The organism is Pantoea endophytica (genome assembly GCF_002858935.1).
Classification (GTDB): domain Bacteria; phylum Pseudomonadota; class Gammaproteobacteria; order Enterobacterales; family Enterobacteriaceae; genus Pantoea; species Pantoea leporis.
In genome coordinates this window covers 1-20,937 of sequence record NZ_PJRT01000005.1, presented here as the reverse complement: position 1 = coordinate 20,937, position 20,937 = coordinate 1, and the positions used below count along the sequence as shown (strand labels likewise).

Here is a 20,937-nt window from a genome sequence, read left to right as displayed (position 1 = left end):
GTAATTTTAACAACATGTTTTAGAAATAGGTTATTAAAAAAAAGGAGCCTTTAAGGCTCCTTTATAACCATGACTATATCATCATTTTATACATACGTATGATACCCCGGGCTCCATTCTCGGTCCTGTAGGTCCAGTATTTACACCGCTTAAGTCAGCGCTGTAGTTCCATTCTCCGCCGAGAGAGTAACGGATATTTGAAAATTCGACGGTAGGTGAAGAAGAACCTGAAAATCTTTTGAAATCACCGCCGTTGCTCAAAAACGATTCAATATCTGTGCGATTGGCAACGGTACCTCCGCGTAATGAACAAGCAGCAATTGCTGTAGACTCAACGTTAGTCAGCGCAAAACTATTTTGGGTCCAATACATTCGACCATTCAAAGAATAAACATTCATTATTGCAATGTTTTTGTTAAGCGATGTTCCATTAATCGTTGCAGTAATCACAGCTGTTTGCGCTGCAGGAGCATTAAGTAATACAGGTTGGAGTGTAATATTGGCGATACCATTGTCATCCGTCATTGAGTTGCTTCCACTGAGCATGCCATTGACTGCACCCCATGTAACACTCGTACTGTTGATTGGATTTCCGTGAGCATCACGAATCGTTACACGCAACTCGGTAGAATCTTCGTTATTACCTACAATCTGTTCTTTTACAGAATCGATGGCAGCCACTCTGGCCGTCGCTGCGTCCGCAACAAACGTAACTGGATTCGCGTTAGTAGCAACAGCATTCACTGTTGCTGTCACTGTAGCTAGCTCGGCGACAGTGTGGCGCAATTCAATAGTTGCTTTACCATCCGGTCCGGTCAACGCGCTGGCACTGCTTAAGGTGCCTTTAGTGGTGCTCCAGCTCACGCTGTGATTCGCCACAAGGTTGCCGTTGGCGTCTTTCACCAGTGCGGTATAGGTCGCCATGTCGATATTGTTGGCTACCACCGTGGTTTTATCCACGCTCAGATCGCCACTGCTGATGACAGCGGTGCTACCGTCAGCCGTAAAGCTGACCGCTGAGGCGGAGGCTGTGCTGCCGCTGCCGGGTGTTGCGGTCACGGTAGCGCTGCCTGCTGTTGGTGAAGTTAGCGTAATGGTCGCTTTACCGTCTGCGCCGGTGTTGCTGGTCGGGGCGCTTAGGTTGCCGAGGTTTTTGCCCCAGCTCACCGTAATGCCAGATACCGGATTGCCGCTTGCATCTCTAACCTGTGCTGTGTAAGTCACCGCTTCAGTGCCGTTCGCTAACGCCGTAGTTTTATCTGCTGTCAGGTCGCCGCTGCCAATTTGTGCGCTGCTGCTGTCGGCGGTGACGGTTACCTGCGGAGCATTAACCGCCGCGTTGCCGTTCACTTGCGCTTTAACCTGGGCGATGCCCGCGGTTGTGCCGGTCAGTCGAATGGTCGCCGCGCCGCTAGCGTTGGTGGTGCTGCTTGCTGCATTGAGGCTACCGCGATCGGTGCTCCAGCTGACGTTCTGGCCCGCTAACGGGTTGCCGTTGGCGTCTTTGACGATGGCGGTGAAGGTTGCCGCATCTGCGTTGTTGCCGACGATGCTGCTCTTGTCCACAGTCAGGTCGCCGCTGCCAATCTGTGCGCTCGCGGCATCGGCAATAAAGCTAACCTGCGGTGCATTTACAGCGGGTTTGCCAGTAAGGCTGGCGGTAACCTGTGCCGCCGCTGCCTGTAACGATGTCAGAATAATCGTGGCCTGACCGTTAGCATCGGTGATGCTGGACGCTGCGTTCAGATTGCCGACGCTGGTCAGCCAGTTAACCGTCTGGCCAGCCAATGGATTGCCGTTGGCGTCCTTCACCATGGCGGTGTAAATAATGCCATCTGTACCATTCGCGGTAGCGCTAGCTTTATTCACAGTGAGATCGTTCTGACCAATGCCACCACTAGCAGCGTCAGCACCAAAACTGACGACGGGTGCGCTCACTGATGCACGGCCTTCTGGTGTTGCAGAAGTCTGCACCATCTGCGCAGCGGTGCTCGACAGCGTAATGGTCGCTTTACCGTCTGTGCCGCTAACACTGCTGCTACCGGACAAGCTGCCGCCGTTAGCCGACCAGTCAACGCGTACATCGGAGACAAGGTTGCCATTGGCATCTTTAATCACGGCTATAAAGGTCACTTTATCGCTGCCATCAGCGACTGCACTGATGCGGTCAACTGTCAGGTCGTTTTCGGCCAGGGTTGCGGTATTCTTATCGGCTATAAATGTTGCGTTAACTTTGGCACTGCCATTGTTCGCCGTGTTTGCGGTCACACTAACGGTTTCCGCAACTTTGCTGATGAACTGCACCGTAACGTAACCGTTTTGATCGCTAACAGCGGCCAGGCTGCTGCCTGGCGCAACTTGTGCGGAGCCGCTCAAGGCAAATGTCACTGCCACGCCGGCCACCGGGTTACCCGTGGCATCCGTCACGCGAGCCTGAGCGCTGTTAATCGCGCTGGCATTCGCCACGGCGTTGTCAGCAATCAGTTTTAAATCACCCTCTTTAACCTGTGCGGAAGCGGCGTCGCTGATCTGATTCACTGCGACGGAATGCAGAGCGATTTCACCCAGTGTCGCGGTTAAAACTGCCAGCATCGGGCGTGTACCTGAGGTTAGCGTTACGGTGTAAACACCATTGGCCTGTTCAGTGACATCACTGATTGAGGCCGATTTTGCCGTTACCGCTTTAGATTTGGCTTTTGCTTTCAACAGCGGAGTGTTGGCCTGTTCCTCTTTCAACGTCACGGCAATGTCCGCTGCCATCCCGGTAACAGGAGTGCCGGTTTCGTCATTCAGTGTAAAGCTGACAATTGAGGTTGTTGTACCATCGGCCAGAATGGTTTCAGGCGAAGCGGCGACGACACTTTTTTCAGCGCTTACCTGAGGACGGGTTACGGTAACCATGGTTGCGGCGACTTTAGAGGCATTATTGCGTGCATCATAAGCCACACCACTCAGCGGCCAGCTGTTTATTGCACCCGCGCTGTATTTCGGCAGCATCAACTGATACTTTCCGCCACCGAGGTCCTGCATTTTGCCACCGGCAGCCACAATAGATGCGTCATTCCAGACGATTTTCGCCAGGGCGTATTTACTGGTGAGTTGATAATTCACGGGCACGGTTTTGCCACTTTGGCCGCTAATCTCTTTCGGCAGCACCAGATCAATCAGTTGTTGTTTGCGGTATTCGAGCACAATGTTGTTGTTACGCTCAACCAGATCCATCCCGCTGCCTGCCAGCGTACGTTTCATATTTACAGCAGAGGTGTCGAAGTGGCTCGCCAGCGATTGACCGAGCTGATAAGTGAGCTGCAGACCAAAACGAGTATCATTCTGGCTACCACCGCGTTTATGGTCGGCGGTGAAGGAGAGTAGCGGGACGGGCGTGTAACTCAGGCCAGCAGTTATTGCATCAGGGTTTTTTTGGCGCTTGTCTTTACCGAATAGCGCAACCTCGTTGCCGTAGTATTTTTCATACATCAGGCGGCCACCGATAGCAGCGTAGGCGGGAAGCCAGGCTTCAGCACGTAAATCAAAGCCGTTGGCCGGACGCGCATCGTAATCTTCCACATCACCTGAGTTGCGCCAATCGCTGAGACGGTAATAGCCATTACCAGAGAGTTTAAGGTAGTCACGCCACGCTTCAACGCCACTGCCCAGACGCTTATGGTCCCGGCTGAAATTTTGATCATAAAAGGCGTTATAGCCGATCATCCAGTCATCAGTGAAATGGCGCTGGCCGAGGCCAAAGTTGCCAGTGATTTGCCCATTGACGTTGCGCACACCGTTTTGTGTGAATAATAAGCGCTCAGGACTTTTGTATAGCGGCAGTAATAAATCTACCGCGCCAGATCGCGGTTTAAAGTGACTATCGGTACCGAACTCAACGCGTGCAGTGCCGAAATTGTTTAACCACTGCTGCAATTCCTGCGAAGCCATGCCAGAGGTTTGTTGGACGGCATAACCATTAAGGCTACCCGACTGCACAGCCTGGCCGAAGACACTGGCGTGTTGTGCAGTGCCGCTAAGCATATGTTCTTCAGCAGGCTGCTTTGATGCGGCATTAACCGTCACGGCGTAAAAAGGTGTGAGTGCCATTCCGGCCTGTACGGCTATTTGTAGATAAATCATATGGCGTGCCCAGGTTGGGCAAGCGGTTGAGTTTTGCGACGTAGTCTTCACCAGGATATTCCATAAATAAGTTAATCGGGACTGACAGAAAATACTGACGGTAAGATTAATAAATATGGGATTGGACAACGCCAGGCCGCGTCTTGGATCAATCCGTCGAAGAGCGTTAAATAAGGAACGATTATTAGACATAAAAAGGTCTTAATATCCGGCCCGGTCTTGGATTGTTTGTATAGCGCTGTATTTGAGTTTTTTCACTCAAGCGAAAGCATAAAAAAAGGTATTGTTCATGCCTTGTTTGCACATACTGATTATTACATAGAGGCAATATGCTTAAAATTCTATTGGTCGACGATCATCCGGTAATCCGTTACGCGGTGCGGATGCTGGTTGAACAAAGCGGCAATACGGTGCTAGCCGAGACCGAGAATGGTGCCGATGCGTTGCGCTTAACGCGAGAGTTACGCCCGGATATTGTTTTACTGGATATCGGTTTGCCTAAAATTGACGGTTTCCAGGTGATTGAACATTTACGCAATCAGACGCATTCACCAAAGATTTTAGTGTTAACGTCTCAGGCATCACCGCACTTTGCTCAGCGTTGTCAAAAAGCGGGGGCGAACGGCTTCATTACTAAAACTGAAGAGCTTTCAGGTTTAATTGAGGCGATCAATGTGGTGGGACGCGGCTATACTTACTATCCGCAACCGGGTTACATGGAAAACTGGACGGATAATGAACGCACTCCGGCGCAGGACAGCATGGTAATTGCGCAACTTTCCGATCGGGAAATGAGCGTTTTAACGGGCTTGGTCAGCGGCTTGAGTAACAAGGAAATCAGTATCAGGTTGGCGCTGAGTGAGAAAACCATTAGCACGTATAAACATCGCTTGAAAATGAAACTCAATGCGCGTTCCATTATTGACTTAATTGACTTTGCCCGTAGGAATCAACTGATTGAATAAACGTCTCTGCTCAATACTGCTAAGTTTGCTCTTGATGGTGCCTGTCTCCGTCTTTTCAGAGCAGATGGACCATCTTAACTTGCTGACGCATACGTCCTTGAACGATATCAAGCCATTGGCGTTGACGCCTGATCAGCGTCAGTGGCTTCAGCAAAAAAAGGTACTGAGAATGGGCGTTTTTGCTTATGACTCGCCTCCTTATAGCCTCATTACATTGCCTGATAATTACGAAGGATTGAATGCGGACTATATCAGCATCATAGGTAAGAAACTGGGGTTGGAGGTTCAATTAGTCATTTTCCAAAAAGCGGAAGAACGATTACGTGCGCTGAGAAATAATGAAATCGACGTTATTCCCAACAGCACCGCGCAGTATAATTCTCCCGGAATAGTATTTAGTGAGCCCTATAATATCGAATATCCCATTCTGGCAGTCAGCAATGGAACGAAGGCTGGATTGCCTGCCGATCTTGATAATTTTTCAGTAGCTGTCGCTGCAGGCTACTGGCCACTTAATGAACTGAAAAAAATATATCCTAAGGCCATTTTCAAAATTTATGATAATTACCAGCAAGCGCTCAGTGCTGTAGCGTTTGGAGATACGCAAGTTTATCTGGGGCCGAGTTTTTTGGTGAGTCGTAATTTCATTAATAATTTACGCATTGAACGATTTTCTCTTCTGCCTCCGCGCAACACAAGTTTTTCTCTCAATAAATCCTCCCCGCTAGCAGAACTCATTAACTCTGCTTTGAATGCTGTTCCAGTTGAAAAAAAACAGGAAATGCAAGAAGCGTGGATGTCTAACGAGTTGAGACGAATCAATCAGCCACTGGACTTAACTAAAGAGGAAAGAAATTGGATCAGCCATAATCCTAATGTCAGTGTTCTCCTTTATGGAAGGGATAATTTGGCACCAGTAGCTTTTATTGATAATGATGGTACGCTGCGCGGAATTGCTACCGACGTTTTAAATATCGTTACCATCAAGACTGGCCTGAAATTTAATTTCAAAGCCATATCTACATTGGGTGAGTTGGAAAAACGAATTCATTCTCGTGATGATGATATGGTGGCTGCTATGACACCCAGTAACGAACGTGCTGGTCAGATGCTGTTCACTTACCCCTACATTCGTACGGCTTTTTCTCTTATAACTAATAAGAAAAATAATGAAGTTAAAAATCTTTCTGATTTGCGCGGGAAAAAACTTGGGATACTTAAGGGGGCGGCGTTAATAGACTATATAAGTGAAAACTATCCTGAAATTAAATTCGTGATCTTCGATAACGATGAGAAGATGTTCAGTAGCGCAGCGAATAATAGCGTTGACGCTATTGTAGGCTTATTGATAACCTCGGATTATAAAATTAGCCTTGGCTATCGAGAACGTTTGAAAGTAGTCAACGTGATTGGCTCTGGTGCTGCGTTTGTGTCATTTGCTTTAGGCAAGGATAAGCCGGAACTAAAAAGCATTCTCAATAAAGTATTGATAAGTCTGCCGCCTGAGGAGCTTTCAATAATGGCCAACCGTTGGCGGCCTAATAATTTATTAATAGTAGATGATTTCTGGGGGCGCAATCGCATCTTGCTGATTACCCTCACTTCATTGCTTTCAGCCATTCTTATCTTTGTCGTTATACGAAGCATATGGCTGCGAAAGAGTGTTTCGCTGGCCGCCGCTCAGGCGCAGATGCTTGAAAAATTGCTAAATGATGTTCCTTTCCCCATCAGTCTGCGTGATTTACAAGGCCGCTTAACCTATTGCAATCAGTATTATCTTTCTCTGGTTAACGTTCCTTTTAATGAGATTAAAGGAACGCTACTGACCGATCATCCAAGAAATATCACTTATGAGCAGGCAGAATTTTTTCAACAGAAGGCTGACGAAGTCATCGCTTCATCATTACCGTATATTGAGGATATAGAAGTTTCTATTGTAGATCAGCATGACAATGAGCAAAAAAAGATTACTGCTAATATCTGGATGCTCCCATGGCGTGATGGGGCCGGAAAAGTGATTGGTGTGGTTGGAGGCTTATGGGATGTGTCAGAACGGGCCACGCTGTTACAACAACTATCTGAAGCTTCCGACCGCGCTGAAGCCTCGAATCGCGCCAAATCTACTTTCCTTTCAACCATGAGCCATGAAATTCGCACACCGATGAATGCGATTATTGGCATGCTGGATATGGCGATCAAAAAAGGGCGTAAAGGCGAGCAGGATCTTCAAGCGCTTGAAGTTGCACAGCAGTCAGCCGAAGGGCTGGTAGGATTGATAGGGGATATTTTAGATCTGTCACGAGTGGAAGGAGGAGAATTAGAATTCCGTCCGCAGCGAATTAATCTCGGGATGCTAATAAATCAGTTGTTAGTTATTTTTAACGGATTGGCCATCGATAAGAATATTCTTCTGCATAAAAACTTCCCTTCTGAAGCAATTCCCGATGTGATGGGGGATCCGCTACGTATTAAACAAGTGTTGTCTAATGTGTTGGGTAATGCGATTAAATTTACCGACACCGGTGGTGTGACTTTAGATCTTCGCCAGGAAATTAGGGAGGATGGCAAAACTATACGCTATACCATTGATGTTACAGACAGCGGTATTGGCATTGACGAAAGTCAGCAGGCTAAGTTATTCCAGCCATTCTCTCAGGCAGATAATCGCCGCGCAGGCACCGGTCTCGGTCTGTTTATCAGCCGTAATTTATGTAAGGTGATGGGCGGCGATTTAACTTTGTACAGTGTGCAATATCAGGGAACACGCGTTCAAGCGGAAATCGTGTTAACGATTGCAGAAGCCATTGATACGGTTCCGGAGAAGGTTGAAACCAATACGGATAGTACTGAAGAAAATAGTAAGCAGCTTAGTGTACTGGTGGTTGATGATAACGCAGCAAACCGTATGTTATTAGCTAAACAACTCGCCTGGTTAGGTCACCATGCTCATATTGCCGAAGGTGGTGAGGAGGCGATTGAATTATGGCGACAACAAACCTTTGATGTCATTATTACTGATTGTAATATGCCGCGCATGAATGGCTATCAGTTCACACAATTTATACGTGAAAATGAGCGAATCAAAGGAATGCAGCCTGTATGGATACTTGGCTTCACCGCAAACGCGATGCATGAAATTATTGAGCGCTGCCTGGCTTCAGGCATGAATGGTTGCTTGTTCAAGCCTTGCACTATTAACAGTTTGTCTGATGCGTTAAATAAACGTGGAAAACTTAACGTCGCTGCAGACCAAATCAATCTATCAACATTGACCTCACAAGATAACGTATTACAGCAGGAGCTCATGCACCGCTTAGAAACCAGCCTGCGAGAAGATTATATTTCAATGATGGAAGCTGTTGCGCATCAGGATTGGGTTTTACTCGCTGACCTTTCCCATCGCGTCATGGGAAGTGTACGGATTATGCGTGAATCAAGATTAGCGGAAGCCTGTCAGCAAGTTGAGACTGCCTGTCTCGCGATTCCTCTGGATGTTCCAGCTTGCTACAAAAAATGGCAACAACTTCAACAGCAGATTGAAAGTTGGCTTGCTAACGTGGCTTCGGAAAAATAAAAATATTAGCAGAGCGGAACAGGCATTTCCCTGGCAATAATCACTTTATTGATGCCGCCGCCCTGTTATTTAAAAACCATGGCGGCGTGCAATATCCATAATTTCTCGGACATCATTAGTCTTAAATTTATCCATGATATTACGCTTGTATGTACTGATGGTTTTATTACTGAGACTCATCTCGTTCGCGATGGTTTTATTCGTTTTTCCTGCACCAATTTCACGTAACACCTGCATTTCACGTCCAGTCAGGCTGCGTAACAGTGACGCAGCCTGGGATGTGAAATGGTCGTTTGACCTCTCATGCTGAATATCAATTAGCAGCGAGCGGTGCTGTGGCGGCTTGCGCAAGATATCAAACAGTTCATCCAGAGGCTGACTTTTACTGAGATAGGCCATCCAGATTAGACGATGTCCGCGAAGAATATGATACACACTCTCGGAGCTGGCAAAGATAACAATCTGGATACCTTTTAAAAGGCTTTTTACTTTACACAGCTTGGTCAGATACTCCTCTTTCATTAATGACGGATCCATGATGACAAAATCAGGACTTAATAATAAAATCGCGCGAATCAGTTCATCTGGGTCAGTTGTGCCACCTACCACCTCAAAATTTTGTTGAGTTAATAAATGTTTAAGTCCGGCGATCAATACCGGATTGTTATCATAGATAACAATTTTTTTGGTCATAGCCTTGTCCTCATGTTGGCTCTCTAATAGCCAAACATATTCCAGTGATAATAAATACAGGACCCTTCCTGGGTCGGTTGAAATTTTTCAATATAATGCAGAAACAGTCCTGAAAACCTTTTATTCTAACTTCCTGTTCAGTATTACTTTTGTTCGTTCGAGTTCCTTGAAAAGTGTTTCCGCAAGGGATTCAATTACCTCTGCCGTGAGATGCTGCCCACAGGCTTTTTCCACGGCCTCGCAAGAAGAGTAAAATTGTTCATCATGAAATAATGTTGCTGCGCCTTTGAGGCGGTGCGCTACACGCCCCACGTGCACAAAATCTTGTGCTGCTAGCGCATCGCGCAATTGCGCTTCATCCTCAACATTTATCTGCATCATCTCGCGCAATGTTTCAGGGTCATCTGTTATTGATTTCTGCGCTGTAACGTTTATCGGATTGAGCTCGCTGAAATAGCGTTGCAGTACCGTTAGTAAAGCGGCAGGAGAGAGCGGTTTTATCAGACATTCATTCATGCCGGCAGACAGGCATCGCGTGGTAATTTCAAAACCCGTCATAGCGGTAAGGCCAAAGATGGGCAAAGCAGGCATTTCAAGGCGTTGCTCTTCTTCACGTATCAATCTTGTAAGACTAAAGCCATCAATGACGGGCATAGTGCAGTCAGTAATGATGAGATCCAGCGTTGCGCCTTGCTGCTGCCATAATTCCAGCGCTTGTTCGCCGTTGTTAGCTTGCAAAGTATGATGTCCCCAGCCTTCGAGTTGCTGCTGCAATGCGCGACGACCTGGCGGATAATCGTCGACAATCAAGATGTTCAATACTCTCGCCGCTTGCGGTTGCGTGGTCGGGCGACTATCCAAAGAGGGTTTGGCGTTAAAATAAAAGCTGATGGTTGTACCTTCATCAGCATCGCTTTCAATACTCAATTCTGCACCGTTTGCACTTGCCATTACCTGGCAAGCTGACAAATTCATACCCGTTTCTTGCCAGCCCGTTTTTACATTTTCTGGCTCTGCAACCCGCTGATCGTCCGCATTGATTTCTCCTTCATTGGAGACTTCAATTACCAGAGGAACGTTTTCATCGTCATCCTGCCGTCCCTGATACACCGCAACGGAGATGATTCTTCCCTGGCTATGCTTAATGGCATTACGTAAAAGGCTTGAGAAAATACGAATAATTAACAGGGAATCAGCTTCAAAGCGCGGTGTATTGAGTGCTGTCTCAACCTCCAGCGTGAGTCCTTTTTCTTCCAACTGCTGACGATATAAAGCCACTGTGCTCTCAATCAGCTGCGGCAGATTCACGCTACGCACCATACCGCGCAGCGTCAGATTATCCGCGCGGAAAATATCAAAGACATCACCTATCAAAGACAATAAATTTCCCGCTGACTCCCAGATTAGCGGTAAGTTTTCACCCGTTGGTTCACCCTGCTGCTGATTCTGTATTTCAAATTCCAGTAAGCCGATCATGGCATTCAATGGGGTCCGAACTTCATGACCCATGGTTTGCATAAATGCCGCTTTACTGCGATTAGCCTGCTCCAAATCCTCTTTAACCTGTTTTAAACCGGCAATCAGTGCCTCTTTCTCTGTAACATCCAGCCAGCCGCCGACTAAACCGCCAATTTCACCGCGATTATCGCGCCAGGGCACCGTCCACCCTTCAAGATAATGCTGTTCATCATCGAAGAGAAAAGGTCCGGACCACAGTTGCGGCTCACCTTTTTTCAGTGCTTGCTGATATTGCTTTTCAAGTTTTACAGCGGTTTCCGCATCCATGCTGCTAATTTCGGTGATGCGTATCCCTTTGTGTTGCTGACCGTCAAGTTTGACAGTGTCACTCCAGTGCTGGTTGCAATCCATCAGTCGGCCTTCTGTATCACGCACATACAAGGCCACGGGCGCATTGTCGATCAGCGCGCGAGTGAAATTGTATTGATCAGTTAAAGCTTCCTTAGCTTGCTTTCCACGTTTAAGCGCGGCGCGTAAGCGGCGTATCCACAGAGTGCTAATTAATAAAGTGAGTGCCGCGACGCTGCCAGAAACCAGAGTTAAGCCGAGTTGCCTATCACTTACGCCCGGTACAAGGGAGTTATTACGTTGATGCCATGAGGTTGTAAGCTCAATCACATTTTCTGGCGGCAAATCAGCCAGGGCTTTATTAATAATCTGTAGAGGAATAGAGGGCGAGTGATCGGCATTAATCACAAGGTGCGCTGTTGAGATCGGTACCGATATAGCAATCTGCCATTCATTGTCACCCTCGGAATCAACCAGGTAGCGCGCAACGATTTGCGGCGCGATAAATCCCCGTACCCGGTTGCTGCGTAACAACTCTGTCGCCTGATATAAGTCATCAGTGAGCGATAATTCAATCGAGGGATACCAGGTTTGCAGCCAGGATACCAATGGATTGTCGCGATTAATGGCTATTCTTTCGCCTTTGAGATTATCAAAGGAATCGGGTCGGCCATTTGATTGCTGCATCACCACCACCATTGGCGAGGTCATTAAGGTTGATCGCAATGCTGCATTCTCTTCAGGTTCTGCTAATCCTGCTAACAACCAGTTATTGGCCTGAAGCGCATCGGGATACGATTGCTGCAATGACATAATCGAATTTTTGTCATCGGCAACTAATAACCTGAAATTAAGGCCGTAGCGTTGTGTCAGGGTATCAAGCATGTCGACAATTAAACCAGCAGGCACACCATTTTTTAGGAAGCTGATGGGTGGCCGGCGGCTATCAATAATGACTTGAATGCGTTTGTCGGTGTGCAGCCAACGCTCTTCTTGTACGGTAAGGCCCAGCGGGTTGCGCGTAATGACCGCCTCGCGATTCAGCCCCCAACCGGTAGCGATACGCATGCGTGACACTAATGGCATCTGTTGCAAGGTGCTATCAATGGCTGATAGCAACAGCGGGAGCTGTCGGTCCACGCCAAAACTTAAATTTAGATTGGGCAGGGCGGTACTGGGGGTGGTTTTGAGTCCCGTCATGTGCTGATAGCGCATGAGGTAGTCGGCAGTGTTTTTATTCAGCCAAAGTGAATGGATTTGTCCATAGGAAACCGCATTCATGGCTTGATCAAAATCTTTGAAATAGCGCAGCAGGCTGCCTGGATAGTTTTCGCGCAACTGGACGGCATTCATACCGTCAGGAATGACACCCAAGGATAAATTTTCAAGAGATGAGGTGGTTGCATCATCGTTATCGCGTGTGATGACTACCGACTTATCGAGCAACCATGGCGCGGACGCTTTGGCGGCAGAGCTTGGCCAGCGCGTCGGGTTCCACATCGCAACCATATCAATATCATGGCGGCCCAGTGCTGCCATCGCGTCATTGCTGTCCTGATAATAGTGCAGGACAAATTTAACCTGGAGGCTATTTTCCAGCATGGCAAGGTAATCAGCTGCGATGCCCTGATACAGCCCATAGTTCATGCCATCGCCAATGGGGGGATGAGAGGGGCCCCAAACACCGACATCAATTTGCGCGTTATCTTTTAGCCATGCTTGTACATCATCGCTGAGGGTGACATGCGGTGTATTCACCTGAATACGCGGATGCAGCAGCAGTTCCGCAGCGTGTAACCATCCACTGAACATAAAAGAAGTGATAAACGTTACAACGTGAATAGTTCTTACGCGCTTATTCAAAACATTATCCTGATTCTAGAGGTTTGACATCTCGTCAAAATAGATGAGCAAATTGCCATGGTAACAACAATATTTTTACAGCATAGTGGTAAATATCTGATCAGATGATTCCTGGTGCAGTAAAGTTTTACTTCACATTTTTTCAGCCTAAGCATTATTTCTGACTAAGATAAACAGTGCGCCAGGCAGTGTCCTGGTTAGCTGAGTTTTCTCACTTTTAGTCCATCCAAGACCTGGCTGGTAGGAATTGTCTTGCTACGACGTCAGACTGAACTCATCAAATTAACCGCACGCCATGTCGTGCTGACCTGTTCAGAGGCAAACTATGTCACTTTTTAATACAAAGAAGATTCGTATTGCACTGCTTGATGACCATCCTATTACCCGCCGCTCGCTGGAAGTTGTGACTGCCTCTGAAGCAGATATGGAAGTGGTAGGCAGTTTTGGTCACAGTCGTGATCTTCAAGCATTTCTCCGTAACAACAGCGTTGATGTGCTGATTCTGGATTACATTCTCAATCCAGATGAGCTTGACGGTTTATCTTTGATAAAACAGCTACGTGCGCACTACCCTGAACTGAAAATATTGCTCTCCTCGTCTATTGAAAGTATTGCGGTGATTCGCGCCGCCTTTTTAGCCGGTATTAAAGGCTATATCGGTAAACGTGAAGATGCCCCAGCTTATTTCAGTGCTATTCGAATGGTGTCAAGCGGTCAGCGCTATATGCCCTCAGACGTCGCGATTGCGCTCTCCATGGTGCCAACACGCAAACGCGATGAAAGCCTATTCGATGGATCTGAGCCAACTGGAGAGGCTGCGCCGATTGCTGAACTCAGTAAACTTTTGACCCAGCGTGAAGCCGAAGTGATTCGCTGTTATCTGGATGGTATGGAAATCATCGAAATTGCGGCCAAGCTAAAACGCAGTCGTAAAACCATTAGTGGCCATAAGCAAACCGGCATGAAAAAATTAGGACTTAGTTCAGATTTGGAATTGTTTAAATATCGCGATGATTTATTCCGCTAATATTTCAGATAAAAAGGCCTGTCTTAGACAGGCTTTTTTTTAAGTAAAGTCTGGACCCAATTGCAGTGGCTCAATCTGTGCTGTCTCAGCGAAAATCATCGGCATATCTGATGAATTTGCTTCCATGTTATGTGAAACATCCATCACCGCTTCTGCATTTAATAACACAGATTCAGAAGTTGGCATCACAGCGTGCTCTATCTCAGCGAACAATGATGGCTCGACATTCTGCAGCACCATCGACAATGCAATAGGGTGGATGGCTGGAGCAGTTGGTGGCGATGGCTCACTCTCGAGTTGGGCGAAATCAAAGGTCGGCTCTGCCAGCATTAAACTCATCTCTATCGGCAAGCCAACTTGTGGCGCAACCGGCATGACTATCACGTCATCCAGCCAGACATCAGAGCCGCCTTTCATATCACCCACTGGCACGATCGACAAGCTTGCGTTTCCGACATGGGGAGCCATAAATGCAACACGCAGGATGTAATTGTCGCCGTCACGCACCGCATCCATAGGATGTGCTTCACCGTTAACGTTCAACATGAACTGCGAAGGCTGGGAGCCATCTGCGGTGTGAACTGACATCTGAAATTGATAGCTTTGATCAGCAACCAGCGCCATTGATTGCGATAACACCGGTTGACCCTCTGCCAGATTGTCAGCAGAGAAATGCAACTGACCGCCTTCCAATACTTGATCAACACTTAAATCGCCGCCCAGGCTCCAGCCGCCTAGCGTGCCATCATTAAAATCGGTGATGAGTGAAAGGGGGAGCGCGTTAGTCTCGACAAAGGTTTTACTGGAGGAGACTTCAGATGAATTTATTGTTGTTCTATCGTCGGGTGAAAGAGGCGAAAGGTTTTGAGTCACAACGTCCGTTTCCGCATGCGCGGCGGTGAGCTGAATTGTTGGGGATTCATTATCGATGGAATGCCCTACGATTGGCGTAGTTGATGCTTCTGCGGATATTGGCTGCGACGCGGCAGTAACAGGCTCGACAACGGGTGCCTGTGAGCCAGCATTCAGTGTCATCGTGGCACTATCACCTTTAGGAATGAATAAAGGTTGGTTTGGTTCCATAACGGTTGCTTGAAAATCTTGAGCGAAATCGACGGTGTATAAAGTTTGCGCGCAGCCACTAAGATGGTGACGAAGCGTGTAATGTTCACCATGACGCTCTCTAAATTCAAGCTCGTCGAGCGAACTTTCGTTATCGGAATGTAATGCAATTAGCTCCTCTTCTGCCTCGTGTTGCAGGGGAGATGCTGAGCGCTGAGAGTGTTGAATATTTCGTGCCATTTTTTAGCCTCACAAACGAATAAAACAGGCGCAATGGACACCTGCAATCATCGTAAATTGTACTAAAAATAAGCATGTTAGCCGTCAGGCCAGGTCTTGGTTGGGTCTTGGTTTTTGAATGTTCAGCCAGAGGAAATGGGTTTTACATCCAAAAAATAGGGGGCAATTGACCCAGCATAAAAGGCGCTTCATCGCTATCAGGCATCGCGACCAGACTGTCACTCGGCGCTTTAGCGTAAGGAAGATGAAGACAGGCGCGGGTATCCAGATGTGAATCCGCCTTCAATCGAATAAACAATACCGAAGACAAAAACTTCTCTTTGCGGGCGGCAGCAGAATGGTCATAAGCAGTAGGGCAGCAGAACATGGGATTCTCCGAATTAATTAAAGTGGGAAAAGTCTGTGTATTTTGCCCATAATACCGCACTACCACGACAAGCCAGGTCTCGGATGAATTGTTAGAGCGATTATGTTATCAATTAAATTCAAGGCGAAAAAAACCCGCCATGAAGGCGGGTTTGGCAATTATCAGCAGAATGAAATCATTAGTGATTATCGAGGTTAACCGTAACGTTCTGCTGCACCAGCAGGTCGGCATCCAGACCGGAATGCTGATACACCTGATAGGTCACGCCGCCCACGATAACGTCGCCCGCGATGTTCCAGTTGCCGGTATCGGTGCCATCCGGCAACAGGTCAGAGAGGTTCACCACGTCGCCAGCGTCGCCGGTAATCATCATCTGTGAAGCACCGTCGTTGAGGAACAGGTCGTCGCCTCCCAATGAAAGAACGTCACCCAGCGACAGGGTCAGGGTATTATTGCCGTGTCCTTCCAGAGCCACATGATTGATCTCATCAGCATCAACACTTAGCTGAGAAAAATCGAGATGCTGCTCATCGAGGTTGATGCTTAATGATCCCTGATCGTAAATGAATACGGGGTCCGCCGCGGGGGTGTATTCATGAGAAAGAACCAGATTATCCAGACTGAAATCATTGCCCCAGTTTTCGGACTGATTATTAAACATGGTAATACGCACCGAACCATCCACGGTTGCAGTCCAAGAACCGGACAGCGTAATCCACTGCCCGATGGTGTCGAGCGACGTAGGAGGAATTACATTATCCCCGTTGAAATTGACACCCAGAATACCGTTGGCTAAGTTCTGGGCATTATATACATCGAAGCTGAAGTGATAAGTTTCTCCCGCCTTAACAATAATGTCCTTCCATAAGAAGTCACCGCTTTGATCCACTAAGGTTGTCGGTGTATCAATCAAAAGCTGGCCTGGAACCTTGAATTTAGTATTCGTTGCGTGATCCCTTAATACCCAGCCATCCATATCATCATTAGTAAAGTCGGTGACGTTGGTTTCCAGACCAAAGCTTGGGTTGTTCTCGCTCAGATTTCCGGCTGCATCCTGAACCACCACGCTGAAAGTGCGATCGCCGCTAACGGGCGCCGAGTCAGATTTCCATGTCCACTTGCCATTTTCATCCGCCTGCGCAGAGCCAATTTGAGTGGTGCCATCCATGATGAGCACCACCGCATGGGCTTCTACACTGCCATCTGGGCCGCTTAGTGTGGGAACTGGGCCTTCCAGCGTAATATTTTTGGCAGCATCAGGAGCTTGGCTATCGACATTCAGCGCGAATGTATCGGTGCCGGTGGCGGTATTGCCCGCCGGATCTTTAGCATCAATTCGCAGCGTCAGTGCCCCGTCATCCAGCGCTGCATCAGGTGTAATACTCCAGTTGCCGTTCTCATCCACCAGCGCCGATCCCAATGTCTGACCGCTGATGTCATCGACCAGATAAACGAGGTCGCCGTGCGCGCCAGTTCCACGGAACAGCGGATTTTTGTCGTTGCTGTAGCCGCCGTCACTGATGGCATCGCCGTTATTTTTTTCAACGCCGATGATGCTGACTGTATCCGGTGGCGTCACATCATAACTGATGGTGGTGCTGTCTGAGCGGTCGCTAACGTTGCCGGCGCTGTCTACTGCCTCGCTGCGGAAGGTGTATTCCCGCTCCTGCGTCAGGGTATAGTCAAATGACCATGCGCCGTTTTCGTCCGCCGTCACGCTGCCAATTGGCGTGCTGCCGTCATAAATGATGACGGTGGCGTGCGCTTCGGTCTGCCCATTCAGGCGGATATCCGACTGATTGATAGCGGGATCGGTGATGGCGCTACCATCCTGCAGGCCGACTCCAGGCGCGATAGGCGTAGTCGGTTTAGTGATATCAAAGTTGAATTCAATTGCTTCAGACAGGCCGCTGCTGTTGCCCGCCGGATCTTTTACTTCGGTCTGGAACGCGTAGTCGCGCTCTTCGGTCATGTTCGCCACCAGGCTCCAGTTGCCGCTGGCGTCGATGACTGCGGTACCCACCAGATTGCCGCCGTCCCGCAGGTAAACGGTGTCGCCCGGCTCGCCGGTGCCGCGGAAGGTCAGGTCACCGTTCACCGCGCTGCCGCTGGCGACCGGATTGCCCGCCGCGTCGGTCACGTCAGCCGATGTCTGCGCCGGCGGCGTAAAGTCCACTTCGAGGCCAAAGCCGTCGGATTTTTCGCTGACGTTGCCCGCCGGATCGGTGATCTCGGTGCGGAAGTCGTGGCTGCCACCCTCCAGATCGGAGACCGGGATCGACCAACTGCCATCCGCACCCACCAGCGCAGAACCAATCAGTTTGTCGCCGTCATACAGCTTAACCAGATCGCCTTCTTCCGCGCTGCCACTGAACACCAGATCGCTGACGTTGGTCACGTCGTCGGCGGTGAGCGGGTTGCCGCTGCCGTCGGTGACGCTGACGTCATCCATTGACGGCGTGGCCGGCGGCGTGGTGTCAAATTCAAAGCTGAAGTCTTCGGAGCGGCCCAGCTCTTCGCCTGACGGCGCGGTCACAATCAGGCCAATAACCTGCTCGCCCTGGTCGGTTTCGGGGATCACCAGCTCAAACTGCCACTCGCCGTTGTCACCGACCACCGCGGAGCCGGCGGGCTGGCCGTTGCGGATGATGGTGACGATGTCGCCGGGATTGCCGTTGCCGCCCATGTGCATCGGGTTGGTGTTGTAGGCGCCGCCGGGCTGCAACGGGTTGCCGTTGCCGTCGGTGAGTTCGCCGAAGGCTGGCACGTCAACCAGCGTGTCGTCGATGATCACCGGGCCGAGACCCACCGGCAGGCCGGCGTTACCAGCCGGGTCGACCACGATAACGGTGAAGTTGTGCTCGCCGTTGGCCAGCGCCGGGGAAGGGGTGAAGCTCCAGCTGCCGTCGGCGCCGACCAGCGCGCTGCCGATCAGCTCGCCGTTGTCGCGGATTTCCACGGTGGCGCCGGCCTCGGCCTTGCCGGAGAAGATCGGGCTGCGGTCATTGATGGTATCGCCGGCGGCAATGGCGCCCTGCGAGGCGCCTACGCCGTCGGCGATAACCAAATCAGAGACGCGCGCCGGGGCGGTGAGGTCAAGCTCAAATCCAAAGCCCGGTGAGCGCTCGCCTTCGACGCCGTCATGGTTCACTTCAGAGAAACTGAGGTCGTGCTGACCGGCGGCGAGGTTGCTTTCCGGCTGCCACTGCCAGCGGCCGCTGTCGTCGATAACGGTGCTGCCAATCAGCTGGCCGTTGTCATAGATGCGCACGACGTTGCCGGGCGTGCCGCAGCCGGCCATGACCGGGCGCGCGTCGTCGGTGGTGCCGCCGGCGCTGACCGGTCCGCCGACGCTGCCGACGCCGTCGGTGAGGGTGAAGCTGTTCATATCAACCGGCGCGGGAGCAGGGGCAGGCTCAGGCGGGTTATCGTCACCGCCTTTACCGCCACCGCCGCCGCCCGCTGCGGCAGCCACGCCGCCAAGCGCCAGCAGTCCGCCGATGGCGCCGGCAATCATCCAGCCCATGGACATGCCGCCCGCGGCTGCGCTTGCCAGGCTCAGGCCGCTGAGGCCGGCGGTGGCGCTGCTGCTCATCAGCAGCGGGGTGGCCGCGCCGTCTTCCAGCATCATAAAGGCCTGCGAGTCGGTGCCTTCGGTAATGAAGGTGTGGTACTGGCCGTCGCTGCCCATGCCGGCGAGTTCAGCCTGATTGCCGTAGTAATCTTCAATAATCAGCGCGGGCTGGTCGTCGTTGTTATCGAGAAACACCTGCAGGTTTTTACCCGCGCGCTTGACGATGATGTGCTCGTTCACCGCGCCGTCTTTGCCGCTGGTGAAGAGGAATTTAGCGCCTTTGACGGCTTTCATGCGCACCGGTGCGCCGTTAGCGGCCTGCGCAAGCTCTGCGCTGCCGGTGATGTTTTTGCCTTCCACGATGATGACGTTGATAGGTGTACTCATAACTGACCTCAATAAAGTAAGAAAATAAAATGCACTGAGAGGGCGGGGAAAATTCCCACGCCGTAACTGAAGTGAATTGTGCGAAAAAGCTGAGGAAAAAAAGCCAGGCCGGGTCTGGGATGAAAAGTACAGGGCAAAAAAACCCGCCAGAAGGCGGGTTTTGAGGGGGTTGAGCAGGATTTAACTATCAGTGGTTATCGAGGTTAACCGTGACGTTTTGCTGCACCAGCAGGTCGGCATCCAGACCGGAGTGCTGATAAACCTGATAGGTCACGCCGCCCACGATGATGTCGCCTGCGTTGTTCCAGTCGCCCACGTCCGAGCCATCCGGCAGCAGGTCAGAAAGGTTCACCACGTCGCCAGCATTACCGGTGATCATCATCTGCGTCATACCGTCGTTGAGGAACAGGTCGTCGCCTCCCAATGAATGAACGTCACCCAGCGACAGGGCGAGGGTATTATTGCCGTGTCCTTCCAGCTCCACATGATTGATCTCATCAGTATCAATACTTAGCTGAGAAAAATCGAGATGCTGCTCATCGAGGTTGATGCTTAATGATCCCTGATCGTAAATGAATACTGGGTTCGCCGCGGGGGTATATTCATGAGAAAGAATCAGATTATCCAGACTGAAATCATTGCCCCAGTTTTCGGACTGATTATTAAACATGGTAATACGCACCGAACCATCCGCGGTTGCAGTCCATGAACCGGACAGCGTAATCCACTGCCCGATGGTGTCGAGCGACGTAGGAGGAATTACATTATCCCCGTTGAAATTGACACCCAGAATACCGTTGGCTAAGTTCAGGGCATTATATACATCGAAGCTAAAGTGATAAGTTTCTCCCGCTTTAACAATAATGTCCTTCCATAAGAAGTCACCGCTTTGATCCACTAAGGTTGTCGGTGTATCAATCGAAAGCTGGCCTGGAACACTGAATTTAGTATTCGTTGCGTGATCCCTTAATACCCAGCCATCCATATCATCATTAGTAAAGTCGGTGACGTTGGTTTTCAGACCAAAGCTTGGGTTGTTCTCGCTCAGATTTCCGGCTGCATCCTGAACCACTACGCTGAAAGTGCGATCGCCACTAACGGGCGCCGAGTCAGATTTCCATGTCCACTTGCCATTTTCATCCGCCTGCGCAGAGCCAATTTGAGTGGTGCCATCCATGATGAGCACCACCGCATGGGCTTCTACACTGCCATCTGGGCCGCTTAGTGTGGGAACTGGGCCTTCCAGCGTAA

At 49.7% G+C, this 20,937-nt stretch carries 10 protein-coding genes; 3 read left to right on the top strand and 7 right to left on the bottom strand.

What is annotated here, in order from left to right:
- Positions 1–81: 81 nt before the first annotated feature.
- A complete protein-coding gene (locus PZBJ_RS02575) occupies positions 82–4,320 on the bottom strand; it encodes an Ig-like domain-containing protein (protein WP_101761048.1) in 4,239 nt (1,412 codons plus the stop codon).
- A gap of 137 nt (positions 4,321–4,457) precedes the next feature.
- Here PZBJ_RS02575 and PZBJ_RS02570 point away from each other — a divergent pair, with 137 nt between their 5' ends.
- Together PZBJ_RS02570 and PZBJ_RS02565 are read left to right on the top strand one after the other, a co-directional pair.
- On the top strand, positions 4,458–5,093 hold the full coding sequence (locus tag PZBJ_RS02570; RefSeq protein WP_101761047.1) for a response regulator transcription factor: 636 nt from the start codon (positions 4,458–4,460) through the stop codon (positions 5,091–5,093).
- Complete coding sequence (locus PZBJ_RS02565) at positions 5,086–8,667, top strand: transporter substrate-binding domain-containing protein (RefSeq protein ID WP_240632864.1); 3,582 nt, start codon at positions 5,086–5,088, stop codon at positions 8,665–8,667. The genes PZBJ_RS02570 and PZBJ_RS02565 overlap by 8 nt, the downstream gene beginning before the upstream one ends.
- 69 nt (positions 8,668–8,736) lie before the next feature.
- Here PZBJ_RS02565 and PZBJ_RS02560 read toward each other — a convergent pair whose 3' ends face one another.
- Positions 8,737–9,360 (bottom strand): response regulator transcription factor, encoded by a 624-nt coding sequence (locus tag PZBJ_RS02560; protein WP_101761046.1) that lies wholly within the window; start codon positions 9,358–9,360, stop codon positions 8,737–8,739.
- A 120-nt stretch (positions 9,361–9,480) separates the two neighbouring features.
- The gene (locus tag PZBJ_RS02555; RefSeq protein WP_101761045.1) at positions 9,481–13,029 is read right to left on the bottom strand and encodes a response regulator; all 3,549 of its coding nucleotides are present in this window, start codon (positions 13,027–13,029) and stop codon (positions 9,481–9,483) included.
- A gap of 325 nt (positions 13,030–13,354) precedes the next feature.
- On the opposite strand from PZBJ_RS02555, the gene PZBJ_RS02550 reads away from it, so the two are divergent.
- Positions 13,355–14,056, top strand: a complete 702-nt coding sequence (locus tag PZBJ_RS02550; RefSeq protein WP_101761044.1) for a response regulator transcription factor — start codon at positions 13,355–13,357, stop codon at positions 14,054–14,056.
- A 39-nt stretch (positions 14,057–14,095) separates the two neighbouring features.
- Here PZBJ_RS02550 and PZBJ_RS02545 read toward each other — a convergent pair whose 3' ends face one another.
- From PZBJ_RS02545 to PZBJ_RS24110, 4 genes are all read right to left on the bottom strand, one after another.
- Entirely contained in the window at positions 14,096–15,358 is a 1,263-nt protein-coding gene (locus PZBJ_RS02545) for a hypothetical protein (RefSeq protein ID WP_101761043.1), read from the bottom strand.
- A gap of 142 nt (positions 15,359–15,500) precedes the next feature.
- Positions 15,501–15,725 carry a hypothetical protein gene (locus PZBJ_RS23975; RefSeq protein WP_146001280.1) on the bottom strand — a complete coding sequence of 75 codons (225 nt, stop codon included), beginning with the start codon at positions 15,723–15,725 and terminating at the stop codon, positions 15,501–15,503.
- A 178-nt stretch (positions 15,726–15,903) separates the two neighbouring features.
- A complete protein-coding gene (locus PZBJ_RS02540; protein ID WP_101761042.1) occupies positions 15,904–19,686 on the bottom strand; it encodes an Ig-like domain-containing protein in 3,783 nt (1,260 codons plus the stop codon).
- Positions 19,687–19,873: 187 nt separating this feature from the next.
- Positions 19,874–20,937, bottom strand: a 1,064-nt coding sequence (locus tag PZBJ_RS24110) for an Ig-like domain-containing protein (protein ID WP_240632863.1), incomplete at its 5' end; no start/stop codon positions are given.

Excerpts from the sequence above, each read along its gene's own strand:
- PZBJ_RS02570 (WP_101761047.1), top strand. The coding sequence starts at position 4,458 with ATGCTTAAAATTCTATTGGTCGACGATCATCCGGTAATCCGTTACGCG.
- PZBJ_RS02560 (WP_101761046.1), bottom strand. The coding sequence starts at position 9,360 with ATGACCAAAAAAATTGTTATCTATGATAACAATCCGGTATTGATCGCC.
- PZBJ_RS02540 (WP_101761042.1), bottom strand. The coding sequence starts at position 19,686 with ATGAGTACACCTATCAACGTCATCATCGTGGAAGGCAAAAACATCACC.
- PZBJ_RS02550 (WP_101761044.1), top strand. The coding sequence starts at position 13,355 with ATGTCACTTTTTAATACAAAGAAGATTCGTATTGCACTGCTTGATGAC.
- PZBJ_RS02545 (WP_101761043.1), bottom strand. The coding sequence starts at position 15,358 with ATGGCACGAAATATTCAACACTCTCAGCGCTCAGCATCTCCCCTGCAA.
- PZBJ_RS23975 (WP_146001280.1), bottom strand. The coding sequence starts at position 15,725 with ATGTTCTGCTGCCCTACTGCTTATGACCATTCTGCTGCCGCCCGCAAA.
- PZBJ_RS02575 (WP_101761048.1), bottom strand. The coding sequence starts at position 4,320 with ATGTCTAATAATCGTTCCTTATTTAACGCTCTTCGACGGATTGATCCA.